Origin of the sequence: Hyphomicrobium sp., assembly GCF_036262015.1 — a bacterium.
In the GTDB taxonomy this organism is placed as follows: domain Bacteria; phylum Pseudomonadota; class Alphaproteobacteria; order Rhizobiales; family Hyphomicrobiaceae; genus Hyphomicrobium_C.
Genome location: NZ_DATAJR010000004.1, coordinates 25360 through 45952, shown reverse-complemented (window position 1 = coordinate 45952; position 20593 = coordinate 25360). Strand labels below are relative to the sequence as shown.

General features: G+C 62.6%; 20 protein-coding genes. 14 read left to right on the top strand and 6 right to left on the bottom strand.

The window, feature by feature from the left end:
• The first annotated feature begins 102 nt into the window (after nucleotides 1-102).
• Nucleotides 103-393 carry a hypothetical protein gene (locus VHO05_RS01190; RefSeq protein WP_329644781.1) on the top strand — a complete coding sequence of 97 codons (291 nt, stop codon included), beginning with the start codon at nucleotides 103-105 and terminating at the stop codon, nucleotides 391-393.
• A 391-nt stretch (nucleotides 394-784) separates the two neighbouring features.
• Here the strand turns inward: VHO05_RS01190 and proC are convergent, their stop codons facing one another.
• From proC to VHO05_RS01175, 3 genes are all read right to left on the bottom strand, one after another.
• Nucleotides 785-1609, bottom strand: coding sequence for a pyrroline-5-carboxylate reductase (proC, locus tag VHO05_RS01185; RefSeq protein WP_329644780.1), 825 nt, complete (start codon nucleotides 1607-1609; stop codon nucleotides 785-787).
• A gap of 45 nt (nucleotides 1610-1654) precedes the next feature.
• Nucleotides 1655-2152 (bottom strand): YbjN domain-containing protein, encoded by a 498-nt coding sequence (locus VHO05_RS01180; protein ID WP_329644779.1) that lies wholly within the window; start codon nucleotides 2150-2152, stop codon nucleotides 1655-1657.
• Between the two features lie 427 nt (nucleotides 2153-2579).
• Entirely contained in the window at nucleotides 2580-2855 is a 276-nt protein-coding gene (locus VHO05_RS01175) for an accessory factor UbiK family protein (protein WP_329644778.1), read from the bottom strand.
• 236 nt (nucleotides 2856-3091) lie between these two features.
• Here VHO05_RS01175 and lgt point away from each other — a divergent pair, with 236 nt between their 5' ends.
• The 5 genes from lgt (at nucleotide 3092) to VHO05_RS01150 (ending at nucleotide 8272) form a co-directional block, all read left to right on the top strand.
• Nucleotides 3092-3943, top strand: a complete 852-nt coding sequence (lgt, locus tag VHO05_RS01170) for a prolipoprotein diacylglyceryl transferase (protein WP_329644777.1) — start codon at nucleotides 3092-3094, stop codon at nucleotides 3941-3943.
• The gene (locus VHO05_RS01165; protein WP_329644776.1) at nucleotides 3940-5052 is read left to right on the top strand and encodes a class I SAM-dependent methyltransferase; all 1113 of its coding nucleotides are present in this window, start codon (nucleotides 3940-3942) and stop codon (nucleotides 5050-5052) included. The genes lgt and VHO05_RS01165 overlap by 4 nt, the downstream gene beginning before the upstream one ends.
• Before the next feature lie 47 nt (nucleotides 5053-5099).
• Nucleotides 5100-5873: a peptidoglycan editing factor PgeF gene (gene pgeF / locus VHO05_RS01160; RefSeq protein WP_329644775.1), complete on the top strand. Its 774-nt coding sequence runs from the start codon at nucleotides 5100-5102 to the stop codon at nucleotides 5871-5873.
• A 200-nt stretch (nucleotides 5874-6073) separates the two neighbouring features.
• Entirely contained in the window at nucleotides 6074-7156 is a 1083-nt protein-coding gene (locus VHO05_RS01155) for a hypothetical protein (protein WP_329644774.1), read from the top strand.
• Between the two features lie 183 nt (nucleotides 7157-7339).
• Complete coding sequence (locus VHO05_RS01150; protein WP_329645417.1) at nucleotides 7340-8272, top strand: ribose-phosphate pyrophosphokinase; 933 nt, start codon at nucleotides 7340-7342, stop codon at nucleotides 8270-8272.
• 65 nt (nucleotides 8273-8337) lie between these two features.
• Here VHO05_RS01150 and VHO05_RS01145 read toward each other — a convergent pair whose 3' ends face one another.
• On the bottom strand, nucleotides 8338-10560 hold the full coding sequence (locus tag VHO05_RS01145; protein ID WP_329644773.1) for a TonB-dependent receptor: 2223 nt from the start codon (nucleotides 10558-10560) through the stop codon (nucleotides 8338-8340).
• A 411-nt stretch (nucleotides 10561-10971) separates the two neighbouring features.
• On the opposite strand from VHO05_RS01145, the gene VHO05_RS01140 reads away from it, so the two are divergent.
• Nucleotides 10972-11313, top strand: a complete 342-nt coding sequence (locus VHO05_RS01140) for a YidB family protein (RefSeq protein ID WP_329644772.1) — start codon at nucleotides 10972-10974, stop codon at nucleotides 11311-11313.
• Nucleotides 11314-11761: 448 nt separating this feature from the next.
• Nucleotides 11762-12631, top strand: coding sequence for a hypothetical protein (locus VHO05_RS01135; RefSeq protein ID WP_329644771.1), 870 nt, complete (start codon nucleotides 11762-11764; stop codon nucleotides 12629-12631).
• 17 nt (nucleotides 12632-12648) lie between these two features.
• Here VHO05_RS01135 and VHO05_RS01130 read toward each other — a convergent pair whose 3' ends face one another.
• A complete protein-coding gene (locus VHO05_RS01130; protein WP_329644770.1) occupies nucleotides 12649-13146 on the bottom strand; it encodes a septal ring lytic transglycosylase RlpA family protein in 498 nt (165 codons plus the stop codon).
• A gap of 357 nt (nucleotides 13147-13503) precedes the next feature.
• On the opposite strand from VHO05_RS01130, the gene VHO05_RS01125 reads away from it, so the two are divergent.
• The 3 genes from VHO05_RS01125 to VHO05_RS01115 all read left to right on the top strand — a co-directional run bounded on the left by VHO05_RS01125 (nucleotide 13504) and on the right by VHO05_RS01115 (nucleotide 15093).
• Nucleotides 13504-14124 carry a class I SAM-dependent methyltransferase gene (locus VHO05_RS01125; protein WP_414653650.1) on the top strand — a complete coding sequence of 207 codons (621 nt, stop codon included), beginning with the start codon at nucleotides 13504-13506 and terminating at the stop codon, nucleotides 14122-14124.
• 107 nt (nucleotides 14125-14231) lie between these two features.
• Nucleotides 14232-14588: a metalloregulator ArsR/SmtB family transcription factor gene (locus tag VHO05_RS01120; RefSeq protein ID WP_329644768.1), complete on the top strand. Its 357-nt coding sequence runs from the start codon at nucleotides 14232-14234 to the stop codon at nucleotides 14586-14588.
• Nucleotides 14575-15093, top strand: a complete 519-nt coding sequence (locus VHO05_RS01115) for an SRPBCC domain-containing protein (RefSeq protein ID WP_329644767.1) — start codon at nucleotides 14575-14577, stop codon at nucleotides 15091-15093. Before VHO05_RS01120 ends, VHO05_RS01115 begins: the two co-directional genes overlap by 14 nt.
• 27 nt (nucleotides 15094-15120) lie before the next feature.
• On the opposite strand, the gene VHO05_RS01110 is transcribed toward VHO05_RS01115, so the two are convergent.
• Complete coding sequence (locus VHO05_RS01110; RefSeq protein WP_329644766.1) at nucleotides 15121-16659, bottom strand: P-loop NTPase; 1539 nt, start codon at nucleotides 16657-16659, stop codon at nucleotides 15121-15123.
• A gap of 230 nt (nucleotides 16660-16889) precedes the next feature.
• On the opposite strand from VHO05_RS01110, the gene VHO05_RS01105 reads away from it, so the two are divergent.
• The 3 genes from VHO05_RS01105 to VHO05_RS01095 all read left to right on the top strand — a co-directional run bounded on the left by VHO05_RS01105 (nucleotide 16890) and on the right by VHO05_RS01095 (nucleotide 20527).
• A complete protein-coding gene (locus tag VHO05_RS01105) occupies nucleotides 16890-17504 on the top strand; it encodes a TRAP transporter small permease subunit (RefSeq protein WP_329644765.1) in 615 nt (204 codons plus the stop codon).
• Between the two features lie 44 nt (nucleotides 17505-17548).
• Nucleotides 17549-19483 carry a TRAP transporter large permease gene (locus tag VHO05_RS01100; protein WP_329644764.1) on the top strand — a complete coding sequence of 645 codons (1935 nt, stop codon included), beginning with the start codon at nucleotides 17549-17551 and terminating at the stop codon, nucleotides 19481-19483.
• A gap of 288 nt (nucleotides 19484-19771) precedes the next feature.
• Complete coding sequence (locus VHO05_RS01095) at nucleotides 19772-20527, top strand: SprT family zinc-dependent metalloprotease (RefSeq protein ID WP_329644763.1); 756 nt, start codon at nucleotides 19772-19774, stop codon at nucleotides 20525-20527.
• Nucleotides 20528-20593 lie beyond the last annotated feature (66 nt).

Genomic DNA, 20593 nt, shown 5'->3' with positions numbered 1-20593 from the left:
CCTCACGAGATGTTGAGTTACTTTGTATCATATTTATTCGTAACGTTATTTCGTGCCACTTCGGCGTGAAGGGGCACCCCTGTTCAGTGGAGGTTTTGCCCGATGACCTCAGGATCCAATCCGATCCGCGCGGCGTTCGCTGCACTCACGATCACTTTCTCCCTGCCTGCTCTCGCGGCTCCCGACAAAGTCTCCCAAGAGACGCCCAGCGCAGACGCCTGCACCAAGACCGTCAACGCCATGGGCGCCGCTATGGGACACAAGGCCGAAGTCGCCCCTGACGGGCGCCCCATTTATCGTTTCGTGCTGCGGCAGAACGGACTCGATTACGAGGTCGTCTGTGACGCAGCGTCCGGCGTGGTGGGCGATGTCGTGCCACGCGCGACGCACTAAACGCTGTAAGAAAAGACAAAATTTTATTTTTTCTGAGCGGGTTAGTCAGAGGCTAGCCCGCTCTTTTGTTTGCGCCGCAGCGCTACACAAGTGCGTGATTGGGAAAAATGCCGCGTTGCGCCAACTGTTACAGTATAGCATACCTAAGTGCGTGAGGGTGATGCTGCACTTGCAGCGGCGTCGATACCCGAGCAGCCGGATCAGCAGGCCGCCACTTGCTCTCCGGTGCGACGCGAAGTGCGATGGTTGCGAGACCGAGCCGGCTATCCTCCTTGCTGGCAAACGTCTCACACCGCACCGAGGTCAGGATCCGATCGCCGGAGCCTTCGGGCTCATTCGGATCTAAACGAGGTCACGTAGCCGCGGGCGTGTGCGCTTTGACACGCCATGATCACTTCGCCAGCTCGCGGCTGCGCCCCTCTCCAGCCAGCACAGCCTTCGTCAATAGCTCTTCCATCCCGCCTTCGGCCATCAGGACGCCGAGCGCCGCTGCCGTCGTGCCGCCGGGCGACGTCACGTTCTGACGGAGTACGCTTGCGTCAAGATCGGACCGATGCAGCAGCTCGCCTGAGCCCGCAACCGTCGCGCGCGCGAGCTGCCTTGCGAGTGCCGGCTCCAAACCGGCAGCCGTTGCGGCTTTCTCCAGGCATTCGGCGAGGAGGAAGACATAGGCCGGGCCGGAGCCAGAGACAGCCGTCACCGCGTCCATCGCGGACTCGTCTTCTACCCACGCCACGCCCCCCACGGCGGCCATCAGGTCCGAGCAAAGCTGCTTCTGCGTCGCCGACACATTGGTGTTCGCCGCGCAGACGGTAATGCCACGCCCGATCGCGGCTGGCGTGTTGGGCATGGCGCGCACAACCGCTGCCCCCGACGGGAGGTGCTTTTCAAAGCTATTGAGGGTGCGCCCAGCCGCAATGGAGATCGTCAGCGTTCCCGGCCCCGCCAGGCTGGCGACGGGGGGAAACACTGCGTCCATGACTTGCGGTTTGACTGCCGCGACGATGACACCCGGCGGCTCCGACAGATCTTCGATCTTCGGCTCTGCTTTCAGCCCGTGCTTGGCGAGCAGGGCCGTAATCTCCGGCGGCGGGGACGGGTCCTGAACGCGTACGCGATGGGGATCGAGACCGCGCGCGATCAGGCCTTCGAGCAGCGCGCCGCCCATCTTGCCTGCTCCGACAAGGAGGAGCGGACCATCAAATTTGAATGACATGTGCCTATCGACCAGCTTGCGGGCCCGCCGCAAGGATCGATGCGGTTAGGCCTGGCCCTCGGTCTGAAACATGGTCGACACGAGAGCTTCCCGGCTCTCCTTACCTGCCCAGACGACGAACTGGAAGGCCTGATAGTAGCGCTCGCAGGATTCGAGCGCGGCTTTGAGGATCGCCTCACACTGGCCCGGCGTCACGACGGCGCCATTGAGCAGCAGCGCATGACGGAACATGACGAGACCTTCCTGGGTCCAGAGATCGAAGTGGCCAAGCCAGAGCTGCTCATTGATCTGTGCGATCAGGCGGTACATCTCGTTCAGGCGCGTCTCGGGCACGCGGAAGTCGAAGGCGCAGGCCAGATGCATCGCTTCGAGATCGCCGCGCCAGTTGAGCGAGATGTGATAGTCCGTCCAGTTGCCGCCGACCACCAAGGTCAACTCATCATCACCGGTGCGATCCGTCGCCCAATCGTAAGTGGCCGCAAGCTGCTCCACGAGATCGATCGGGTGGATCACACGCTCGTAGGCCTGGTCGGACGATGCCATTCTGGCTCCTTAAACCCTTTCGACGCGCTTGCGCCCGCCGCTTTCCTCATCCCGCCACAGCATGATCTGCGCATGACGGGAATGGGGCGAACTTCGGCTTGTCCCGATCTTTAACTTGCTGGAAGGCCGTTCGTTCTGTTCGCCGCGACGAAAACAGAGGGGCGTGCGAGTCGCAAGGCAATGGCGTTCTTGTCCACGATCAATGTGTCCGCGGAGCGCGGCTTTCGGCCGTAGACGCAGCGTTTACGCAACTCTTTGGCGTGAAATGTTGAAAAGTCTGCTTTGGATGTGGAAACGGCGCGCGTGCACTCGACAACGTCTTCAAAGCGCGATCTTCGCATTGCGCGCGACGCCGCTGCACGCTGCGGACTTTTGCTGCGCTGCCGATTCACGCCGCGCCTGATAGGCGGCGCGACGATCGGAGCGTCTAGACCGTCGTATTGCGCCCTTCGAGTGCGACGATGCGCGCCTCCAGCGCCGACACCAACTCGGCAAGGCGTTCGTTTTCGGTCCGCGCCTTCTCCGCCATCGCCTTCACGGCCTCGAATTCCTCGCGCTTCACAACATCCATGCTTTGCAGAATGCGCTCGGCTTGTGCGCGCATGACGCCCTCGGCCTCGCGACGAAGTCCCTGAGCGGCGCCGGCGGCATCGGTCATCAGCTTGGCGAACTCATCCAGCAAGCGGTTCGAGGTTTGGGTCATCTGTTTTCCTTCGCTTTGGCATTCTTGATGCCGATGGGACAGGAGCCGCCCTGGGGCAGAACGCCTTCTCCTGTCGCGTGAGCGGACTATGGTGGCTTGGAGCCCGGCGTTCAAGCGGGGCTCGCTGTCGCTTGACTCACATGCCCGGACCCGGCAGCGTCCCGCCGCGAATTCGGGTGAACCAGCCAAGATTGCCTTTCTGCCGACTGTCCTACTCCCCCTTATCCAGGCACGCCATGAACCTCCTCGCCATTCCCTTTCCGGATTTCGACCCCGTCGCCGTTTCGATCGGGCCGCTCGCCATCAAGTGGTACGGCCTTTCTTATCTCGCGGGGCTCGTCCTCGGATGGGTCTATATCCGCCGCCTACTGAGCCAGCCGAAGCTGTGGCGCAATGAAACGCCCCCCTTCAACCTGGCCAAGGTCGACGATCTGCTTCTCTATATCACGCTCGGCGTCATCCTCGGCGGGCGGCTCGGATACGTGTTTCTCTACGAGCCCAGCACCTACCTCGCCGCGCCGCTCGACATTCTCGCGGTCTGGAAGGGCGGCATGAGCTTTCACGGCGCCTTTATCGGATGCGCCCTGGCCATGTGGGCTTTCGCGCGGAACAATGGCGTGAGCCTGCTGAGCACGACGGACCTCGTGACCGCGGCGGTTCCGATCGGACTTTTCTTCGGGCGGCTGGCCAACTTCATCAACGGCGAGCTGTTCGGGAGGGTGACGGACGCGCCATGGGCCATGGTGTTTCCACACGCCAAATACCTCTATCCTGATGTCGAGCCTGCCACGCGCCATCCAAGCCAGCTCTATGAAGCGGCGCTCGAGGGCCTGGTGCTGTTCGTCATCCTACGCTTGTTGACGCACAGCTTCGGGGCGTTGAAATCGCCAGGTCTCGTGACGGGCACGTTCCTCACCGGCTACGCGCTGGCGCGGTCCTTCTCTGAAGTGTTTCGCGAGCCGCACGCAGTCCATTTCTTCAACATCGGACCTTTCACGGCCGGGCAGGTTTATTCGCTCCCGATGCTGTTGGGTGGTCTCTACCTGATTTGGCTCGCGCGGCAGCAAGCGGCTTCGTCCAGACCATGAGCGCGGCTAGCGGAGGGACGCCCCCGGAGACACCGCTCGCCTCCAAATTGAAGGATCGCATACGGCGCGAAGGACCGATATCGGTCTCCGAGTACGTGCGGGCCTGTCTCTATGATCCCGACTGCGGCTATTACCGTCGCAAGCCCGCAATTGGCGCGGGGGGAGATTTCATAACGGCCCCCGAGATCAGCCAGGTCTTCGGGGAGCTGATTGGGCTGTGGAGCGCAGTCGTCTGGCAACACATGGGCTCGCCGCCGCGGCTGGATCTCGTCGAACTCGGCCCGGGCCGTGGCACGTTGATGGCAGACGCCCTCAGGGCAACGCGGATCGTTCCCGGCTTTCATCAGGCGCTCCATCTGCACCTGGTCGAAAGCAATGTAACGCTCGTCCCGCTACAACGCACCGCCATCGCCGCACATGATGTGTCTGCGTCGTGGAGCGAAACCATCGAAGCCTTCGTGGATGCAGTCGGCGGCACCCCAGCGCCGATGATCGTGATCGCCAACGAGTTCCTGGATACCTGCGCGGCAGATCAATACGAGGCGCACAACGGCGAGTTCGTTCTGCGCGGGGTCGGTCTAGATGCGGACGGCGAACTCACCTTCACGCTTCTTCCCGATCGCAGGGCCGAACCCGCGCAAGCGCCTCCGCGCGACGGTAATTTTCTCGAGATACAGGATTTTGGTTTTTTCCGTCCGCTCGCGCGTCTTATGGCCGATCGGCCTGCGGCTGCGCTCTTCATCGACTATGGGTCTGCTTCGGCGGCCTCGGCCGATACCCTTCAAGCCGTGCGCGGACAAAAGAGCGAGCCGCCTCTGCGATCGCCCGGCGAAGCCGATCTGTCGTTTCAGGTTGATTTCGCACGTTTCCGCCGCTTGGCACTCGAGACGCCTGGGCTTGCCGTCGACGGGCCTGTGCCCCAAGGGCAGTTTCTAGGGCAGCTCGGCGTCGTCGAACGCGCTTCGCGGCTCATGGCTGCCAATCCGGCGAAGGCGGCCGCGATCGAACTCCAGATCCAACGGCTGATGGCTCCCACCGGAATGGGGTCGCGGTTCCTGGCGCTCGGCGTGCGCTCGGCGTACCTTGCGCCGCTTCCAGGCCTTGCCTAAATCCGACCGACGCAACTGCTTCGACGCCAACCGGCAAAGCGAGCCCCATGCTGACACCTCTCGAAGCCGACAGTCTTTCCATCCTGCCCGGCATCCGCCACGGGTTCTTCACACGTCAGGGCGGGACGTCGCGCGGGCTCTACGCGAGCCTCAACTGCGGTGCGGGCTCGAAGGACGATCCGGTCGCCGTCATAGAGAACCGCTCGCGCGTGGCGCAGCATCTCGGCAGCTTCGGCGACGACGTGCAGACCATTTACCAAGTTCACAGCGCTGACGCGCATGTGGTCGACCAGCTCGTGCCGCGCGAGAGCCTGCCCAAGGCGGATGCGCTCGTCACCCGCACGCGCGGGTTGGTTATCGGCGTGCTGACCGCTGACTGCGCACCGGTCCTTTTTGCAGACGCCGAGGCGAAGGTGGTGGGGGCCGCGCATGCCGGATGGCGTGGCGCGATCGGCGGAGTTCTGGAAGCCACAGTCGCGGCCATGGAAGGCTTGGGCGCTGAACGCTCACGGATTTTTGCCGCGCTCGGCCCCTGTATCGGACCCAAGTCCTATGAGGTCGGCCCCGAGTTCGTTGCCGAGTTCGAGCAAGCGGAAGCCGGAAACGCCCGCTTCTTTGCCATACCGAAGGGTCGCAAAACGCCTCACTTCGATCTGCCCTCGTACGTCATGCACCGGCTCAATCAGCTTGGACTACGCAAAACCGAGCGCCATGCCCCGTGCACCTATGAGAACGAATCGATGTTCTACAGCTTTCGGCGAGCAACACATCGAAAAGAGCCCGATTACGGGCGCCAAATCTCCGCCATTGTTGTGGCCTAACTGCAAAATCCACAATCTGGTTGTGGATGTAGCGGATAGAATTAGCCACGAACCCGTTTTCACCTCGATTCCGTCTGGACGCCTGGCTGATGGGTGGCTACAGGACTCTGAGAGGGTACCGGCAGCGTTGGAGAAGATGGCCGCAAAGTTTGTACGCCGGCCGCCGGATAACAGCGGATCATTCAGAGGGGGACGTCGTCGTGACGACCATTGATTCTGCTGCGGCATGGCGTGGAAACAAGTCAGTCGTGCTTGCAGTTTTCGCAACTTTTCTAGGTTTCGGCCTAGCCGGATGCGAAACGGGTGCGAACTTGTTCGCGAATAACGCCGACCCGAACGCAACGACTGTCGCCGGATCGCCGCCCGCAACGACTTCGCAAGGTGCCAAGATCGCAGTTGCTCCGGTGATCGGCGCACCTGAGACGGTTGCCAAGCAGCTCGAAACGCAGCTTGCAAGCGCGATCGAAGCGCAAAAGATTTCCGTCGCGAAGAATGCAAACGACAAAGCCGAGTTTACGCTCCGTGGCTATGTCGTTTCTGCACGCGAAAAGGGCCGGACGAAAGTTTCCTACATCTGGGACGTCACCGATCCGTCGGGACGTCGCGTGAATCGCATCACCGGCGAAGAAGTGCTCTCAGGTGCACAGTCCAAAGATCCTTGGGCTGCCGTCACGCCGCAGGTTGTCGATACGATCTCGAGCAAGACGGCCGGATCTCTCGTGACATGGCTGCCGACGCAGAGCGCGGGAGCCGTCGCGATGGGTAACCCGGCAGCTGCCGCTGCTCAGCAGCCGCCTCCGGCAGTTGCCGGCTCGGTCCAATCAGCTGCAGCCGCTCCGACCGCCTATTCGCCACCCGCTGGCGGCGCACCCTCGGCGGCCGGCGGCCCCACCACGGGAAGCATCGCGGCGCGTACCGGTGCCATTACAGCCATGGTGCCGAACGTTACCGGCGCCCCCGGCGACGGCAGCGTGACGCTGACCAGCGCGATCCAGCGTGAACTGACCCAGAGCGGCTTGGCGCTCACGACAGCGCCTTCGGCTCAGACCTACCGGGTTGAGGGCAAGGTCATCGTCGGCGAAGGCCAGAACGGCAAGCAGCCGATCCAGATCGACTGGGATGTAAAGGACCCGCAAGGCAAAAAGCTGGGCACGGTGTCGCAGAAGAACGAGATCCCGCAGGGCTCGCTCGATGGCGCCTGGGGCAAAACAGCCGATGCTGCTGCATCTGCCGCAGCCCAGGGCATCCTGAAGCTTCTGCCGCCTCAGACGAAGGTAAACTAAAGTCGGAGCGTCGAGCGCCGATGAGTGGCTCTGGCCACACTTAAACAGAGTCTGCTAAACATGCCGGGCCCGGGTGGTTTACACACCCGGGCCCGCGCGTTAGAAGGCGCGTCATCGAAGTGTCGCATGAGGATGTCCGTGCCGTTCGATACGCGTGAAGACAGTCGCAGGGGCGGCCAGACCATGAAGATCGTTGCCGGAAACAGTAACCGGCCGCTGGCGGATGCCATTGCGCAATACCTCAAGATTGCGCCTGCCAAGTCCCAGGTTAAGCGCTTCGCGGACATGGAAGTGTTCGTCGAGATCCAGGAGAACGTGCGCGGCCAGGACGCGTTCGTGATCCAGTCGACGTCGTTTCCGGCGAACGACAACATGATGGAGTTGCTGATCCTCATTGATGCGCTGAAGCGCTCCTCGGCGCGGCGCATCACGGCGGTCATCCCTTACTACGGCTATGCGCGTCAGGACCGGAAGCCCGGCCCGCGCACGCCCATCTCGGCGAAGCTCGTCGCCAACCTCATCGAGCGTGCCGGCGCCGACCGCGTACTAACCGTGGATCTCCACGCCGGGCAGATCCAGGGCTTCTTTGATATTCCGACCGACAACCTCTTCGCGGCGCCCGTTATGGTGCGCGACATCGAGGAGCGATACGACACCAAGAACCTCGTCGTGGTCTCGCCGGACGTCGGCGGCGTCGTACGTGCGCGCGCGCTTGCCAAGCGCATCGACGTGCCGATTGCGATCTGCGACAAGCGGCGCGAGCGGCCGGGTGAATCCGAGGTCATGAACGTCATCGGCGACGTCAACGGCAAGCAGTGCATTCTGATCGACGACATCGTCGACAGCGGCGGCACGATCGTGAATGCGGCCGACGCGCTGATCGAGAAAGGCGCGACGGAGGTGAGCTGCTACGTCACGCACGGCGTGCTTTCGGGCGGAGCCGTCTCGCGCATCCAGAACTCGAAGCTCAAGTCGCTCGTCATCACGGACTCGATCCTGCCGACGGCGGCCGTACAGGCGGCGCGCAACATCCGCGTACTTTCGATTGCTCCGCTGCTCGGCGAGGCGATCCTGCGTACGTCGCGCGAAGAGAGCGTCTCGAGCCTCTTCTACTGATCCCAATTTTTCTTGGCCGGCCGGCCCGGCACATGCCGGACCGGTGTCGTCGTGCGGGCTCACACTCAGTTCAGTCTGATTGTGCCAAACAGGCGAACGCTCGCGCCGGGCTCAAGAACGCCCTCGCGCCGCTTGAAGGAGGCATGGTTCAGCACCTCCTCGTCCGCCAAGTTCTCGCCCTTGAGGCCGATGGTGTAACCCGGGTTGTGTAGGCCATCGCCCTCGACGGTGTAGCTGATCTCCGCCGAGACGAGCGTGTAGCCGGGCGTCGCGATCTCCTCGATACCGATCTTGTCCTGATCGAAGGCGTGCAGAACGCCGGCGCGCGCAAACCAGTTGATGTCGCGATAGTAGAGCCCGCCGCCCAATCGATGGGGCGGGATGCGTGGCACGTTCCCGCCGCCTTCGAACTCGGCGCGCACGAAGTCGTATTGACCCTCGATGCCCCAGACACCGCGCCAGATCGGCGCCACGTCGTACTGGCCGGCGGCTTCCAGGCCGTAAAAGGTGGCGTTGCGCTGATCGAAGAAGACGAGATCGAATACGTGGCCTTCGCCATCTCCGTGATCGTGGCCACCGTGTTCCTCCGTGCAGTCGAACTCGCCGCCGTGGGGCTCGGCATCACAGGCTAGGCCTTGCAGCTGGCGATAGATGAAACCGTTGTAGCGGGTATAGTAGGCGGAGGCATCGAAGCGAAACGCACCCGTGGCTTTCTTCAGGCCGACCTCAGCCGTGGCTGCCTTCTCTTCGTCGAGGAACGGATTGCCGACCTCGAAAGTGCCAGTGGCCTCGTGCATGCCCTTGGAGAACAGCTCGGCGGCATCGGGAGCGCGTTCCACATACTGGCCGGTCAGGCGTGCAACTGTCTGGAACGGCAATTGGTAGAGCAGGCCGAGGCTCGCGCTGACAGGCGTAAAGCTGCGCTCGCCCTGGAATTCGTGGGCGTGGAAATGGCCGTGGTCGCCATGAACCTCGCCGTGGAAGTCCTCCCAGCCCGTGCCGTCCACGGTCGTATGCTCGATGCGCGCGGCCGCTTGCAAGCGCAGCGTCCGTGTCAAATCAAGCTCCTCGAACCAGAACGCTGCGGCGCTCTGCGTGTGCGCCGGCTCGAGAAGGGATTCACCTTCGAAACTTTGACCGCGCGTATTGCGGTTCACGACGTGCACGCCAAAGGCGCCGTTGGCATCGCCGAGCGCCGTACTGACCGGCAGATGCTGCAGCTCGACGCGGGCCTCCTGCTCCTTGTTCGTAAAGCGCGAGCCGAGCGAGAAGCCTTCGTCGTGATCATCGTCGTGGCCGCCGCCGTCATGCTCGTGCATGGCGAGCTCGCTGTGGGCATAGTCCGATGCGCCGAACCAGAAGCGCACCGCTTCAAGGCCATAGTCGCGCAGGCGCCATTCGCCTTTGGCAAGCACCTTATCCTGCGCCATGTCGATGCGGGGCAGCGCACCGTCACGCGCTTCTTCGCCGGGAATGCCGTACAGGCTTTCAATGTGCGCGAACGAAACACCGACGAAGCCGTCGCTCCAGACACGCGAGAGACCCACGGATCCGCCCTGGCTATCGACGAATGTGTTCAGTTCTTTGCCCTTCGGCGTGTCGTAGTCCTCCGCTCGACGAATGAAACCGTCGGCGTGCACGGCAAATCCTGTCGCCTTCGATCCCGCCGTCACCTTGAACGCGCCGTCGCGCCCCTCGTCGACCGAGGTCAGGCCGCCTTTGATCGCGCCGTTGATGCCGCCCTGCGGAATGAACGTCGGAATACGCTCGTTCTCGACCGAGACGACGCCGCCGATGGCCTGGGAACCGTAGCGCAGCGTCGCCGGACCGCGGACGACCTCGATGCGATCGGCTGCGTTGGGATCGACCGGGATGGCATGATCCTCGGAGATGGCCGCCACGTCATGCGTGCCGATGCCGTTCTCCTGGGTCCGCACGCGATAGCTGTCGAGGCCGCGAATGATCGGACGGTTGGCGCCAGGGGCGAAGTTGGTGCCGACGATGCCGGGCTTCGTGTCCAGAGTGTCGGTGATCGTTTGACCGTTGGTGGCGGAGATTTCTCGCTCCGTGGCGACGGTGACAGGAACGAAGGCCTGATCGCCGAAATCGAGCGTCGTGCCCGGCGGGATTGCGTCCGTCTCTGACGGGGCGGACTCAGACGTCTGCGCAGCGCCCTGTCCGGACGGCTTCGTCGCGCGCTTGGGTTTCACGACGGGGCTTGGGGTCGTGACCTCGATGGCCGGCAGCTCGGTGGTCACCGGTTCCTGCGCCAGAGCGGGCGCTGCCATGATTATTGCCGCGACTCCGGTCCCCCACTGGCACCCCATTCTGCCGGCCCGTACCCCAGACTTTCCCACCCACTCACCCGACATGCACAGCCCTTTCACTTTTGGATGTTATATTATATTATCCGTTAGAGAGGTGGGGGCCGCCGGGCAAGGACGTTCGGGGCTCAGCGCAAGGGATCAGAAGCTAACGTGGCGGCGCGGGCACAGGCACCGCGGCGCGATTTGACTTGCCTGATTGCGTGCAAAAAGACCGTGACGGATTCTTCGATCGCGCTTGTTCCTCGGTCGCCGCTCCGCCGCATCGGGACCCCGACTTACGGATTTTTATACTCGTACGCCCCTTGCCCGGCTTGCGCGTCGCTCCCAAGAGAACGTCGGCGGCATACGCCAATTCTATCTGGAGGAACGGCCATGAGCTGGAGCGATACTTTGAAGGGTCTTGTCGCTAGTGCAGAGCAGACTGCATTGCCCGGTCTCGTCCAAAATCTTCTCGGTGCGGAAGGGCTTCAGGCCGTTCTCGGCAAACTTCGCGACGCAGGGCTTGGCGATCAGGTCGCGTCGTGGCTCGACAGCAACCGGGCCAATCTCCCGATCAGCGTCGATCAGCTTCGCGCGGCACTCGGCGATGAGCACATCCGCAGCATCGCCACTTCGCTCGGCCTGCCGGTCGATGCCGTGCTCGACGGACTGGCGAAGTATCTTCCTGAGGCCGCTGCTGCCGCGCCGGAAGCCACTCAACAACCGAGTAGCTGAACCTGCGCCCTGAGCGCGGCGACCTTGAGTTTCGCAATTCCCGATTTGGGTAAAACCGAGTTGTTCGGCTTCGGCGCGCAGGACGACTTATTCCGTTTGCGAAGATTTGCAGTGTCTATTGCACTTTTGCGCCGAGTTTCAATTCATTGCTCGTGCTTTTTCCAAAATCGGACAGGACTTTCGAACGCTCGTCCGGCCACACCTGGAGCACCAGCGCAAAGCGCGAACCTCAGATCCGTCCGCGATCAAGATAGAAATTATGCAGAGTTCGAGACCTCGCCCCGGCTTGCGGATTTAAATCCTGTTAATCCGAATCTGAAAACTCCCATGGAATCGCGTTCTTCATTCCAGAGTCGCGTTTGCGTCACAGCCGTTCTTCCCGGCCAGAATTAGAATACGGCTGATTATCGAGACGATTGTGCACTTCCACTGGGGAGGGCGGAACGGAATGATCAGAAACTCAAGAATCCATTTTTCAGCGCTGGTTGTGATTTGGGCCGCGGCGGTTGCCTCGGGAAGCGCAGGTGCCGCAGAGCCGCTCGCTTCCTCTGCATCCGCATCGGGTTGGACGTTCAATTTTACTCCGTATGGTTGGATAACGTGGCTCGACGGCACCGAGACTGTGCGAGGGCGCTCCGTCGACGTCGAGGTCGACCCGATCCAGCTCATCGACCATTTGGAAAGCCTGCCCTTCATGGGCTACGGCGAAGCCCGGAAAGGGCCCTTCGCGTTCTACGGCGACCTTGTCTACGCCAACGTCGGGCTCGACTCCGATAGCGTGAAATCGCGGGGGCTCCGCCCTGGTATCAACGGCGCGCTCAGCGCATCGCTCGGTCTCGATTACAAGCAGACGATTGCCGAAGCCGGAGCTGTCTACGAAATCGCCGGGGGCCAGACAGCGATCGACGTCCTCGCCGGGGCCCGATACTGGCACCAGGAGGCCAACCTCAAGCTGGCTGTGGATGCAAATTTGGACATCAGCGATCTCGTCGTGTCGCGCGGCATTGCCGTTGCACGCAGCGGCGGAATCGATTGGGTCGATCCGGTCATCGGCGCGCGGATCCGGCATCGGATCGCACCCGGCCAGGAGCTAGTTCTGCGCGGCGATATCGGTGGCTTCGGCGCGGGCAGCCAGTTCTCGTGGAATGTGCTTGCGGCTTACAGCTTCGATATCTGCGTAAGCGACGGCGTCACCTACTCCGGCGTTTTGGGCTATCGCCTGCTCGATGTCGACTACGAGCAGGGGTCCGGCAGAACACGCTATGAGTACGACGTGCTGCAGCACGGTCCGTTGAGCGGCCTCACCATCAAGTTTTGACGGGCTCGCAGCGGCGCTTAGCCCAAGGGCCCGCTGAGCACGGTGACTTTGAGCTTCGCGATGCCCGATTTGATGAAGCCGAGTTGCTCGGCTGCGGCACGCGACACGTCGAGCATGCGACCTTTGACGTACGGCCCGGAGTTGTTGACGCGAACGAGGATCTTGGCCTCGGTCTTCGGATTTACGATCACCAGCAGCGTGCCATTCGGATAGATCGGGCTCGCGGCGTTGTCAGGCAGGTCGGCGCGCATCTCTTCGCCGGACGATAGGAGCTGGCAGGGATTGTGACGATCCACCTTGCAGTCGTCATAGAATGACGCGGTGACCGTTTCCTCAAAGCCGACGAGAGCTTCCATCTCGGCCGCCGTCTTCACGCGGTGACAGACGCCGTTGTAGCAGTAGGTCTTGCCGGGAGCCTTGGCGGATGCTGCACCGGCGAACGTCGAGGCGCCGACGGCCCCTGCGATCAATCCTGCTGTTACGACAAAAGACACGTTGCGCAACTGGGGCTTCATGAGGCGTCCTGGTGATTATTAGCTGCAGAACGCACCAAGTGTCTGATTCGTTGCCAAAATGTGGCGACGACGATCCGTGATCCGACTTGCTTAGGATTTTTTCCCAAGATCTGATGATATTGCGCAGTGATCGGGCCAAGCGTGGCCACCCATAGCGGCGAAATCGCCAAGCTGCACGGTGCCATCGATTTTTTTGCAACGCGCCCGGGGATGAGACACGATTTCGTCTTGTTTTACCCCCGATGTCTGGTGCTACGGAAAAGTACGTACGCAGTTGCGTAGCGCTTCGCTCCCACTCTCTATGCCCGCTGCTTGTCGGCGGTGCAGTCGCGAATGCTTTAGGGCCTGACCATCGCCATGACGGAATGCCGTTCTCAAGACTCCCTGCCCTTCCTGCGTGCATGGGCCGCCGATCCGGGGCGGGTGGGCGCGATCATGCCGTCGGGACCGGCGCTCGCGGAGCTCATCACGAGCGAGATCAGCGCCTCGACTGGACCGATCGTCGAGCTTGGACCGGGCACCGGTGTGTTCACGCAGGCGCTCATTCAGCGCGGGGTCGCGGAAAGCGATCTGACGCTGATTGAAACGGCGCCGGATTTTGCAGACTTGTTGCGCGCCCGGTTTCCGAGAGCCCGCGTTCTGCAGATCGATGCCGGAAAATTGCCGGTGCATCGCCTCTATGACGAGGCGCCGGTGGGTGCCATTGTGAGCGGGCTTCCCCTTCTCAACATGGGCCCGCGGAAAATCATGGCGATCCTTTCGGGCGCCTTTTCCTACGCGCGGCCGCGCGCCGCCTTCTATCAGTTCACCTACGGCCCGCGGTGTCCGGTGCCGCGGTTCCTGCTCGACAGGCTGGACCTCAAAGCGAAGTTCATCGGCCGCGCGTTTTTCAATATGCCGCCGGCTGCGGTCTATCGGATCACGGCCCCGACGTCCGCGCGTGCCTCGAGCCCTCGGCGCATGCTGATCGACGCCTAAATGACACCGATTGCCGGCTGATCGAAGCCCAAGTCCGATTGGCTTGGTTGACTCTAGATTTTTTGGTCCATATATTACCTATTAGCTATATAGCTATATGGTGATTTATGTCCGCACCACAGTTCGACGCGACTTTCGCGGCCCTCTCTGACCCTACGAGGCGCGCGATCCTGGCCCGACTTGCCAAAGGCGAGGCGACGGTCTCGGAGCTTGCCGCGCCCTTCGACCTCACTCAGCCCGCGATCTCGAAACACCTCAAGGTTCTGGAACGCGCGGGCCTGATCTCCCGTGGACGCGCGGCGCAGACGCGTCCCTGCCGACTGGAAACCGCGCCGCTCAAGCAGCTCGCGCGATGGATCCAGGAATACCAGCATCTCTGGGAACACAGCTTCGACCGGCTCGATACACACCTCAAAGCTGCTCAATCCAGCGAGACGAAAGGCAAACGTCATGTCCGCAAGTAAGCAGAAGTCCATCCCGGCGCATGTCGTCTTCGAGATTGACAGGATTTACGACGCGCCGTTGGCGCTCGTGTGGGCTGCGTGGAGCGAACGCGAGCAGTTCGAGACGTGGTGGGGGCCAAAAGGCTGCACGATCTGCGCGACCCGCTTCGAATTCCGGCCCGGCGGCTTCTTTCACTACGCCATGCAGTTCGAGAATGGACCGCACACGTGGGGACGGTTCGTCTATCTCGACATCTCGGCGCCGCAGCGCATCACGTGGCTCAACTCATTTTCAAACGAAGGTTGCGGAATTGCGCGCGCGCCGTTCGATCCGGCGATCCCACTCGAAATTCTCAATGAGGTGACACTCAGCGAGCGCAACGGGAAGACGACCGTCGCGCTGCGCGCGTGGCCTCACGGCGCCGAAGACCATGAACGCGCGGTCTTCGAAGGCATGTTCGCGTCGCTGAAGCAGGGCTATGGGGGCACGCTGGACCAGCTTGGCGATGTGCTGTCTGATCGCTAGCGCGCCCGATCGCGGATCGCCCGAATTCTAGCGCGAAAGCCCCTTCGCCTTCAGCTCGGCGAGGTATTCGCCCCAGCGCTTGTCCCTCTGCAGCGAAAGCATGTGAAGGTAAGACCAGGTGAAGAGCCCGGTGTCGTGGCCGTCGTCGAAGACGATGCGGACGGCGTAATTGCCGACACCGCGCAGCTCCTTGATCTTGACGTTCTTCTTGCCGCCGACTGTGACGCGCTGTTCCTTCGAATGGCCCTGTACCTCGGCCGACGGGCTCAATACGCGCAGAAACTCAGCCGGCAGCTCGTGCTCGTCCTTGGTGGCGAACGACACGCGCAGCGCTTCGCCGCCGTGGACGACGTCGAGCTTCGGCGGCTTCATGCCGCGACCTTCTGCCTTCTCCAGCTCCGCCCATGCCTTCGCGGCAATCTCGCGGAAGGCTTGCGCGCTCGGGCTGTCCGGGGCGGTAGCGGTGACCGGGCGTCCGGTATCGGACGTCTCGCGCACCTCGATGGTGAGCGGTACCTCACCGAGGAAGGGAATGCCGATCTTGTCGGCTTCGGCCTTGGCTCCGCCGTGGCCGAAGATGTCGTAACGCGCCCCCGTGTCGGGGGCGACGAAGTAGCTCATGTTCTCGACGATGCCGAGCAACGGCACGCTCACCTTCTTGAACATGGCAATACCCTTACGGGCGTCGATGAGCGCGAGATCCTGAGGCGTCGACACGATGACGGCGCCCGCCAGCGGAACCTGCTGGGCGATGGTCAATTGTACGTCGCCAGTACCGGGCGGCATATCGATCACGAGCACATCGAGATCGCCCCACAGCACCTCGCGCAGCATCTGGTTCAAGGCGCCGACGACCATCGGACCGCGCCAGACAATCGGCGTTCCCTCCTCGACCATGAAGCCCATGGACATAGCTTTCAGGCCATAGCCTTCCATCGGCACGAGCTTCTTGCCGTCGGCCTGGACAGGTTTGCCGCTGATGCCGAGCAGACGCGGCTGCGAGGGGCCGTAGATGTCGGCGTCCATGATGCCGGCCTTGAGGCCGATGGCCTGGAAGCCGAGCGCGAGATTGGCGGCAACGGTCGACTTGCCCACGCCGCCCTTTCCTGAGGCGACGGCGACAATATGCTTTACGCCTGGAACGCCCTGCGTCTGGCGGATGGGTGCGGCGGGAGCGGACGCGGCAGCAGGGCGCGCGCCATCTCCGGTCGCGCCTCGCGTGCGGGCTTCCGTCACTCGCGGATGCTCGCGGGTATTGCCGCCAGGTGGGACGGCGGATGCGGTGGGCCGCGCGGCCGGGCGGGCGGACTGGCCTGGACCGGCTTCCGCGGTCAGTACCGCGACGACGCCGGCCACACCCTCGATCTCTTTCACAACCTTTTCGGCTGCTCCGCGCAGCGGCTCCAGTTCCTCAGCGCGCGCGGCGGGAACGGTGATGGAAAAATAGACGCGGCCGTCCTTGATCAGGATATCCGACACCAAGCCGAGATCGACGATGTTGCCGTTGAGATCCGGGCCTTTTACGCGGCGCAGCCGTTCGACAACCTGCGCCTTCAATTCGGACATGCGTTGCTCCTGGTTCATCGTTCGCGGCGGCGGCTGCATGGCTGCGGGCCGGCAGTTTCACACCAGCACCGTTGGCCTGCGCCTCGGGGGATCGAGTCTCCGGTCTGCCCTACGGCATGCGCGAGAAACTCGCAATGGTGGATCTCCGGAGTTCTCCCACGTCCCCCTATGGGATATAGGAAGGCGGCGGACGCTTCGCCAAGGGCTTTCGCATTTGCGAAGGGGGAGGAATGAACGGACTGCTTGCCGCAAGCCGTGTGATCGACAGGGTATCGGGCACCATCGGGCGCTCGGTGGCATGGCTGATCGTGGCCGCAGCCGTGATCAGCGCCGCGAATGCCGTTGTTCGCAAGACCTTCGACTGGAGCGCCAACTCGCTGCTCGAAATCCAGTGGTGGCTGTTCGCTGCCGTCTTCCTGCTCGCTTCTCCCTGGACTCTCGCCGCCAACGAGCACATCCGCATCGACGTCGTGAGCAGCCGCCTTTCGACGAGGACCCGCAACCTCATCGAACTCATGGGCCACGTGTTCTTTCTGCTGCCGACTGCGGCGATGATCGTCTACACATCGTGGATCTTCTTCGCCACATCGTTCGCCCAGAACGAGCAATCCCCCAACGCGGGCGGTCTGCCACTGTGGCCGATCAAGGCCCTGATCCCGATCGCCTTCGCGTTGCTCTTCGTGCAGGGGCTGTCCGAACTCATCAAGCGCATCGCGATCATGCGCGGCGACATGGCGGCCACCCCACCGCACGACGGCTATCGCGACCTCGCCGTGGCGATGGACGCCGACCTCAACAAACAAGTGCGTGATGCGCCGGACAACCCGGCGGGCGACCAAAAATAACCGCCAGCAACCGGATCGAGCGACAACGAGGGTATTGAAGCCGCATGACTGCCTTTCTGGCTCAGAACCTGGCGCCGATCATGTTCGCGTCGCTGGTTCTCTTTCTGCTGCTCGGCTACCCGGTCGCCTTTTCGCTCGGCGCAGTGGGCCTCATGTTTTTCGTGGTCGGCGTCGAGCTGGCCCCGCACTCCGACGGCGTCATCACGCTGTCCTGGCATCTCCTGCAGTCCATGCCGGGACGCATTTTCGACGTGATGCGCAACGACACGCTGCTCGCGATCCCCTTCTTTACCTTCATGGGACTGATCCTCGAACGGTCCGGCATGGCCGAGGATCTGCTCGATACGGTCGGGCAGTTGTTCGGAACGGTGCGAGGTGGTCTGGCCTATGCGGTGATCTTCGTCGGCGCGCTGCTCGCTGCGACGACCGGCGTCGTGGCGGCCAGCGTTATCTCCATGGGCCTCATCTCACTGCCGATCATGCTGCGGTACGGCTATGACCGGCGTCTGGCGTCCGGCGTCATCGCGGCATCCGGTACGCTTGCACAGATCATTCCGCCGTCGCTCGTCCTGATCGTTCTTGCGGACCAGCTCGGCCGCTCTGTCGACGACATGTACAAGGCCGCCATCGTACCTGGCCTGATGCTGGCCGGCTTCTACGCCACCTACGTGTTCATGGTGTCGCTGATCAATCCCGACGCGGCGCCGGGACTGCCACCGGAGGAGGTCGGCTACCGGGAGCCCGACGGGTCACGCGGGCTTGGCTCGCTCGCAGGGCTCACCGTGCTGTCCGGACTGTTTGCCGCCTGGATGATGTACGGGTCGTCTTACGCGGGTATCGACCGAGCGGTCCTGCTCATGGCTTGGGGGATCGCATTCGCCCTTGGCGCAGCACTCCTGAACCGAGCATTTCAGTATTTCACTGGCCGCAGTCTGCTTTCGAGCATCGCGGAACGCGTCACCTTTATCATGGTGCCCCCGCTCCTGCTCATCTTCCTCGTGCTCGGCACGATCCTCGTCGGCCTCGCGACGCCCACGGAAGGTGGTGCGATGGGTGCGGTCGGTGCGCTACTGCTGGCAGCGGGTAAGCGCTACAGCGACGGCGATGCCCGACGCTTTAACTTTCATATCGTCCGACAAGCTGCAGAAGCGACAGCGAAGCTTGCGGCGTTCGTGATGTTCATCCTGATCGGCGCGCGCATCTTCTCACTGACGTTCTATGGAGTGAACGGCCACATCTGGGTGGAGCATCTGCTCACGTCCTTGCCGGGCGGCATGTACGGCTTCCTCATCGCCGTCAACGTCATGATCTTCCTGCTGGCCTTCTTCCTCGACTTCTTCGAGCTGTGCTTCATCCTGGTGCCGCTGCTCAAGCCTGCAGCGGAGGCCATTTTCCGCTCGGCTCCTGAGGCCGTCGCGATTGCCAAGAGCTTCGGGTTTGCCGTGATCACGACAACGGACGCTTCGGGTGTCGTGACCGAGACGGTTGCGGATGTGACGCCGTTCGTCATCTGGTTTGGTGTTTTGCTGGCCGTGAACATGCAGACCAGCTTCATGCATCCGCCGTTCGGGTTCGCACTGTTCTATCTCCGGAGCGTAGCGCCCAAAGAGCCCTACCCGGACAAGGTCACCGGGCGTATCATGGCGCCGGTCAAGACGAGCGACATCTACTGGGGCGCCGTTCCTTTTGTCGGCATCCAGCTTCTCATGGTGGCGCTGCTCATGGCCCTGCCGGCGCTCGTCATGACCAAGCCGGACGAAATCAAGCGGCCCATGCCTGCCGCGACGTCAACGCCCTCGCCTTGGCCTCGATCGGGAACCGGCTCGCACGGCTTTGCGCTCGATCCCTCGCCGCCGCAGATCGAAGGCGCGCCAAACGCGCCGTTGGACGGGCCTGGCGCTCCGAGCCTCGATATGCTGGAACTGCCCAGTTTCTCCGCGCCCGAACGTTCTCAACCGCACTCCGCGCGTGAGCGTTGATACTCTGTTGCTTACTCGAACGCGCGAGCCACAGCCGTTCTGAAGAGATCCGACCTCCTCCGACTTCAGGGCGCGCTATAAAATTCATGGGGCCGTTCCGCAACAGTTGTGTTGCTGGATAGGTGGCGGTCACAATTTCAGACTGGTGATAGGCTTCACTCTGTTGCTAAGTGAGATGGTGATCGAGCTCGCGTCCATGGGGCGCCCCGCAAAGAGCAGTAGCTCGATCCTCTCGCATCCGTCATAACGTTATGCGTCTCCATTCAACGCGTGCTCCGAAAGTCATTCATGCGGAAGACAAGAACGATCTCTTCGCCAAAACTCGGAAACGAGAAGATCGATAGTCTCGGAGCGCCTGTAGAAGTCCGCCGCCACCCTGGCGCGCGCCGTCTCACTCTGCGCGTCAGCCGTACGCGGCGCGCCGTTATCGTAACGCTGCCGGTGCAGTGCGATCTCGACGAAGCGGGCTCGTTCATCACGCGCAACATCGAGTGGGTGCGCGAGCATTTGAACCGGCTTCCCTCGGCCGTTCCGTTCATCGACGGCGTATTCATTCCGCTTCGCGGCGAAGCCCATCGGGTGGTGTTTGCTGGACCGCATCGCCGCGGTGTCGTGGAGCGCAAGGAAACGGCGTCCTATCCGGAGCTGCACGTTTACGGCCGCGCAGAACATGCACCCCGCCGCCTCAAGGATTGGCTCGCAAGGGAGGCGCATCGCGATCTCGCAGAGCGCGTTGCCATTCACGCGAAACAGCTCGGTGTCGCGCCGAAGCGGATTGCCGTTCGCGACCAGACGAGCCGCTGGGGTTCCTGCTCGACGACCGGCGTGCTCTCCTTCTCCTGGCGCCTCATCATGGCTCCGTCGGAGATCCTCGACTACGTGGCGGCGCACGAAGTCGCTCATCTTAGGGAAATGAACCACGGTCCGCGCTTCTGGGCCTTGGTCGCGAAAACCATGCCCAGCCTCGACGAGGCGAAGAAGTGGCTGCAGATCTATGGTATGGATCTGCATCGGTACGGCGACTTCGCGAGCGAAACCCGCTAGCCCTGTGCCGCTCGTTCCGAGCGGCCCCACTCACCAAATCGGATTGGCAGGCCTGCTGCCACCCCC

What these genes read in the sequence shown, in the direction of transcription:
- VHO05_RS01190 (WP_329644781.1), top strand. Translation starts at nt 103, where the DNA reads ATGACCTCAGGATCCAATCCGATCCGCGCGGCGTTCGCTGCACTCACG.
- proC (WP_329644780.1), bottom strand. Translation starts at nt 1,609, where the DNA reads ATGTCATTCAAATTTGATGGTCCGCTCCTCCTTGTCGGAGCAGGCAAG.
- VHO05_RS01180 (WP_329644779.1), bottom strand. Translation starts at nt 2,152, where the DNA reads ATGGCATCGTCCGACCAGGCCTACGAGCGTGTGATCCACCCGATCGAT.
- VHO05_RS01175 (WP_329644778.1), bottom strand. Translation starts at nt 2,855, where the DNA reads ATGACCCAAACCTCGAACCGCTTGCTGGATGAGTTCGCCAAGCTGATG.
- lgt (WP_329644777.1), top strand. Translation starts at nt 3,092, where the DNA reads ATGAACCTCCTCGCCATTCCCTTTCCGGATTTCGACCCCGTCGCCGTT.
- VHO05_RS01165 (WP_329644776.1), top strand. Translation starts at nt 3,940, where the DNA reads ATGAGCGCGGCTAGCGGAGGGACGCCCCCGGAGACACCGCTCGCCTCC.
- pgeF (WP_329644775.1), top strand. Translation starts at nt 5,100, where the DNA reads ATGCTGACACCTCTCGAAGCCGACAGTCTTTCCATCCTGCCCGGCATC.
- VHO05_RS01150 (WP_329645417.1), top strand. Translation starts at nt 7,340, where the DNA reads ATGAAGATCGTTGCCGGAAACAGTAACCGGCCGCTGGCGGATGCCATT.
- VHO05_RS01145 (WP_329644773.1), bottom strand. Translation starts at nt 10,560, where the DNA reads ATGGCAGCGCCCGCTCTGGCGCAGGAACCGGTGACCACCGAGCTGCCG.
- VHO05_RS01140 (WP_329644772.1), top strand. Translation starts at nt 10,972, where the DNA reads ATGAGCTGGAGCGATACTTTGAAGGGTCTTGTCGCTAGTGCAGAGCAG.
- VHO05_RS01135 (WP_329644771.1), top strand. Translation starts at nt 11,762, where the DNA reads ATGATCAGAAACTCAAGAATCCATTTTTCAGCGCTGGTTGTGATTTGG.
- VHO05_RS01130 (WP_329644770.1), bottom strand. Translation starts at nt 13,146, where the DNA reads ATGAAGCCCCAGTTGCGCAACGTGTCTTTTGTCGTAACAGCAGGATTG.
- VHO05_RS01125 (WP_414653650.1), top strand. Translation starts at nt 13,504, where the DNA reads ATGACGGAATGCCGTTCTCAAGACTCCCTGCCCTTCCTGCGTGCATGG.
- VHO05_RS01120 (WP_329644768.1), top strand. Translation starts at nt 14,232, where the DNA reads ATGTCCGCACCACAGTTCGACGCGACTTTCGCGGCCCTCTCTGACCCT.
- VHO05_RS01115 (WP_329644767.1), top strand. Translation starts at nt 14,575, where the DNA reads ATGTCCGCAAGTAAGCAGAAGTCCATCCCGGCGCATGTCGTCTTCGAG.
- VHO05_RS01110 (WP_329644766.1), bottom strand. Translation starts at nt 16,659, where the DNA reads ATGTCCGAATTGAAGGCGCAGGTTGTCGAACGGCTGCGCCGCGTAAAA.
- VHO05_RS01105 (WP_329644765.1), top strand. Translation starts at nt 16,890, where the DNA reads ATGAACGGACTGCTTGCCGCAAGCCGTGTGATCGACAGGGTATCGGGC.
- VHO05_RS01100 (WP_329644764.1), top strand. Translation starts at nt 17,549, where the DNA reads ATGACTGCCTTTCTGGCTCAGAACCTGGCGCCGATCATGTTCGCGTCG.
- VHO05_RS01095 (WP_329644763.1), top strand. Translation starts at nt 19,772, where the DNA reads ATGCGGAAGACAAGAACGATCTCTTCGCCAAAACTCGGAAACGAGAAG.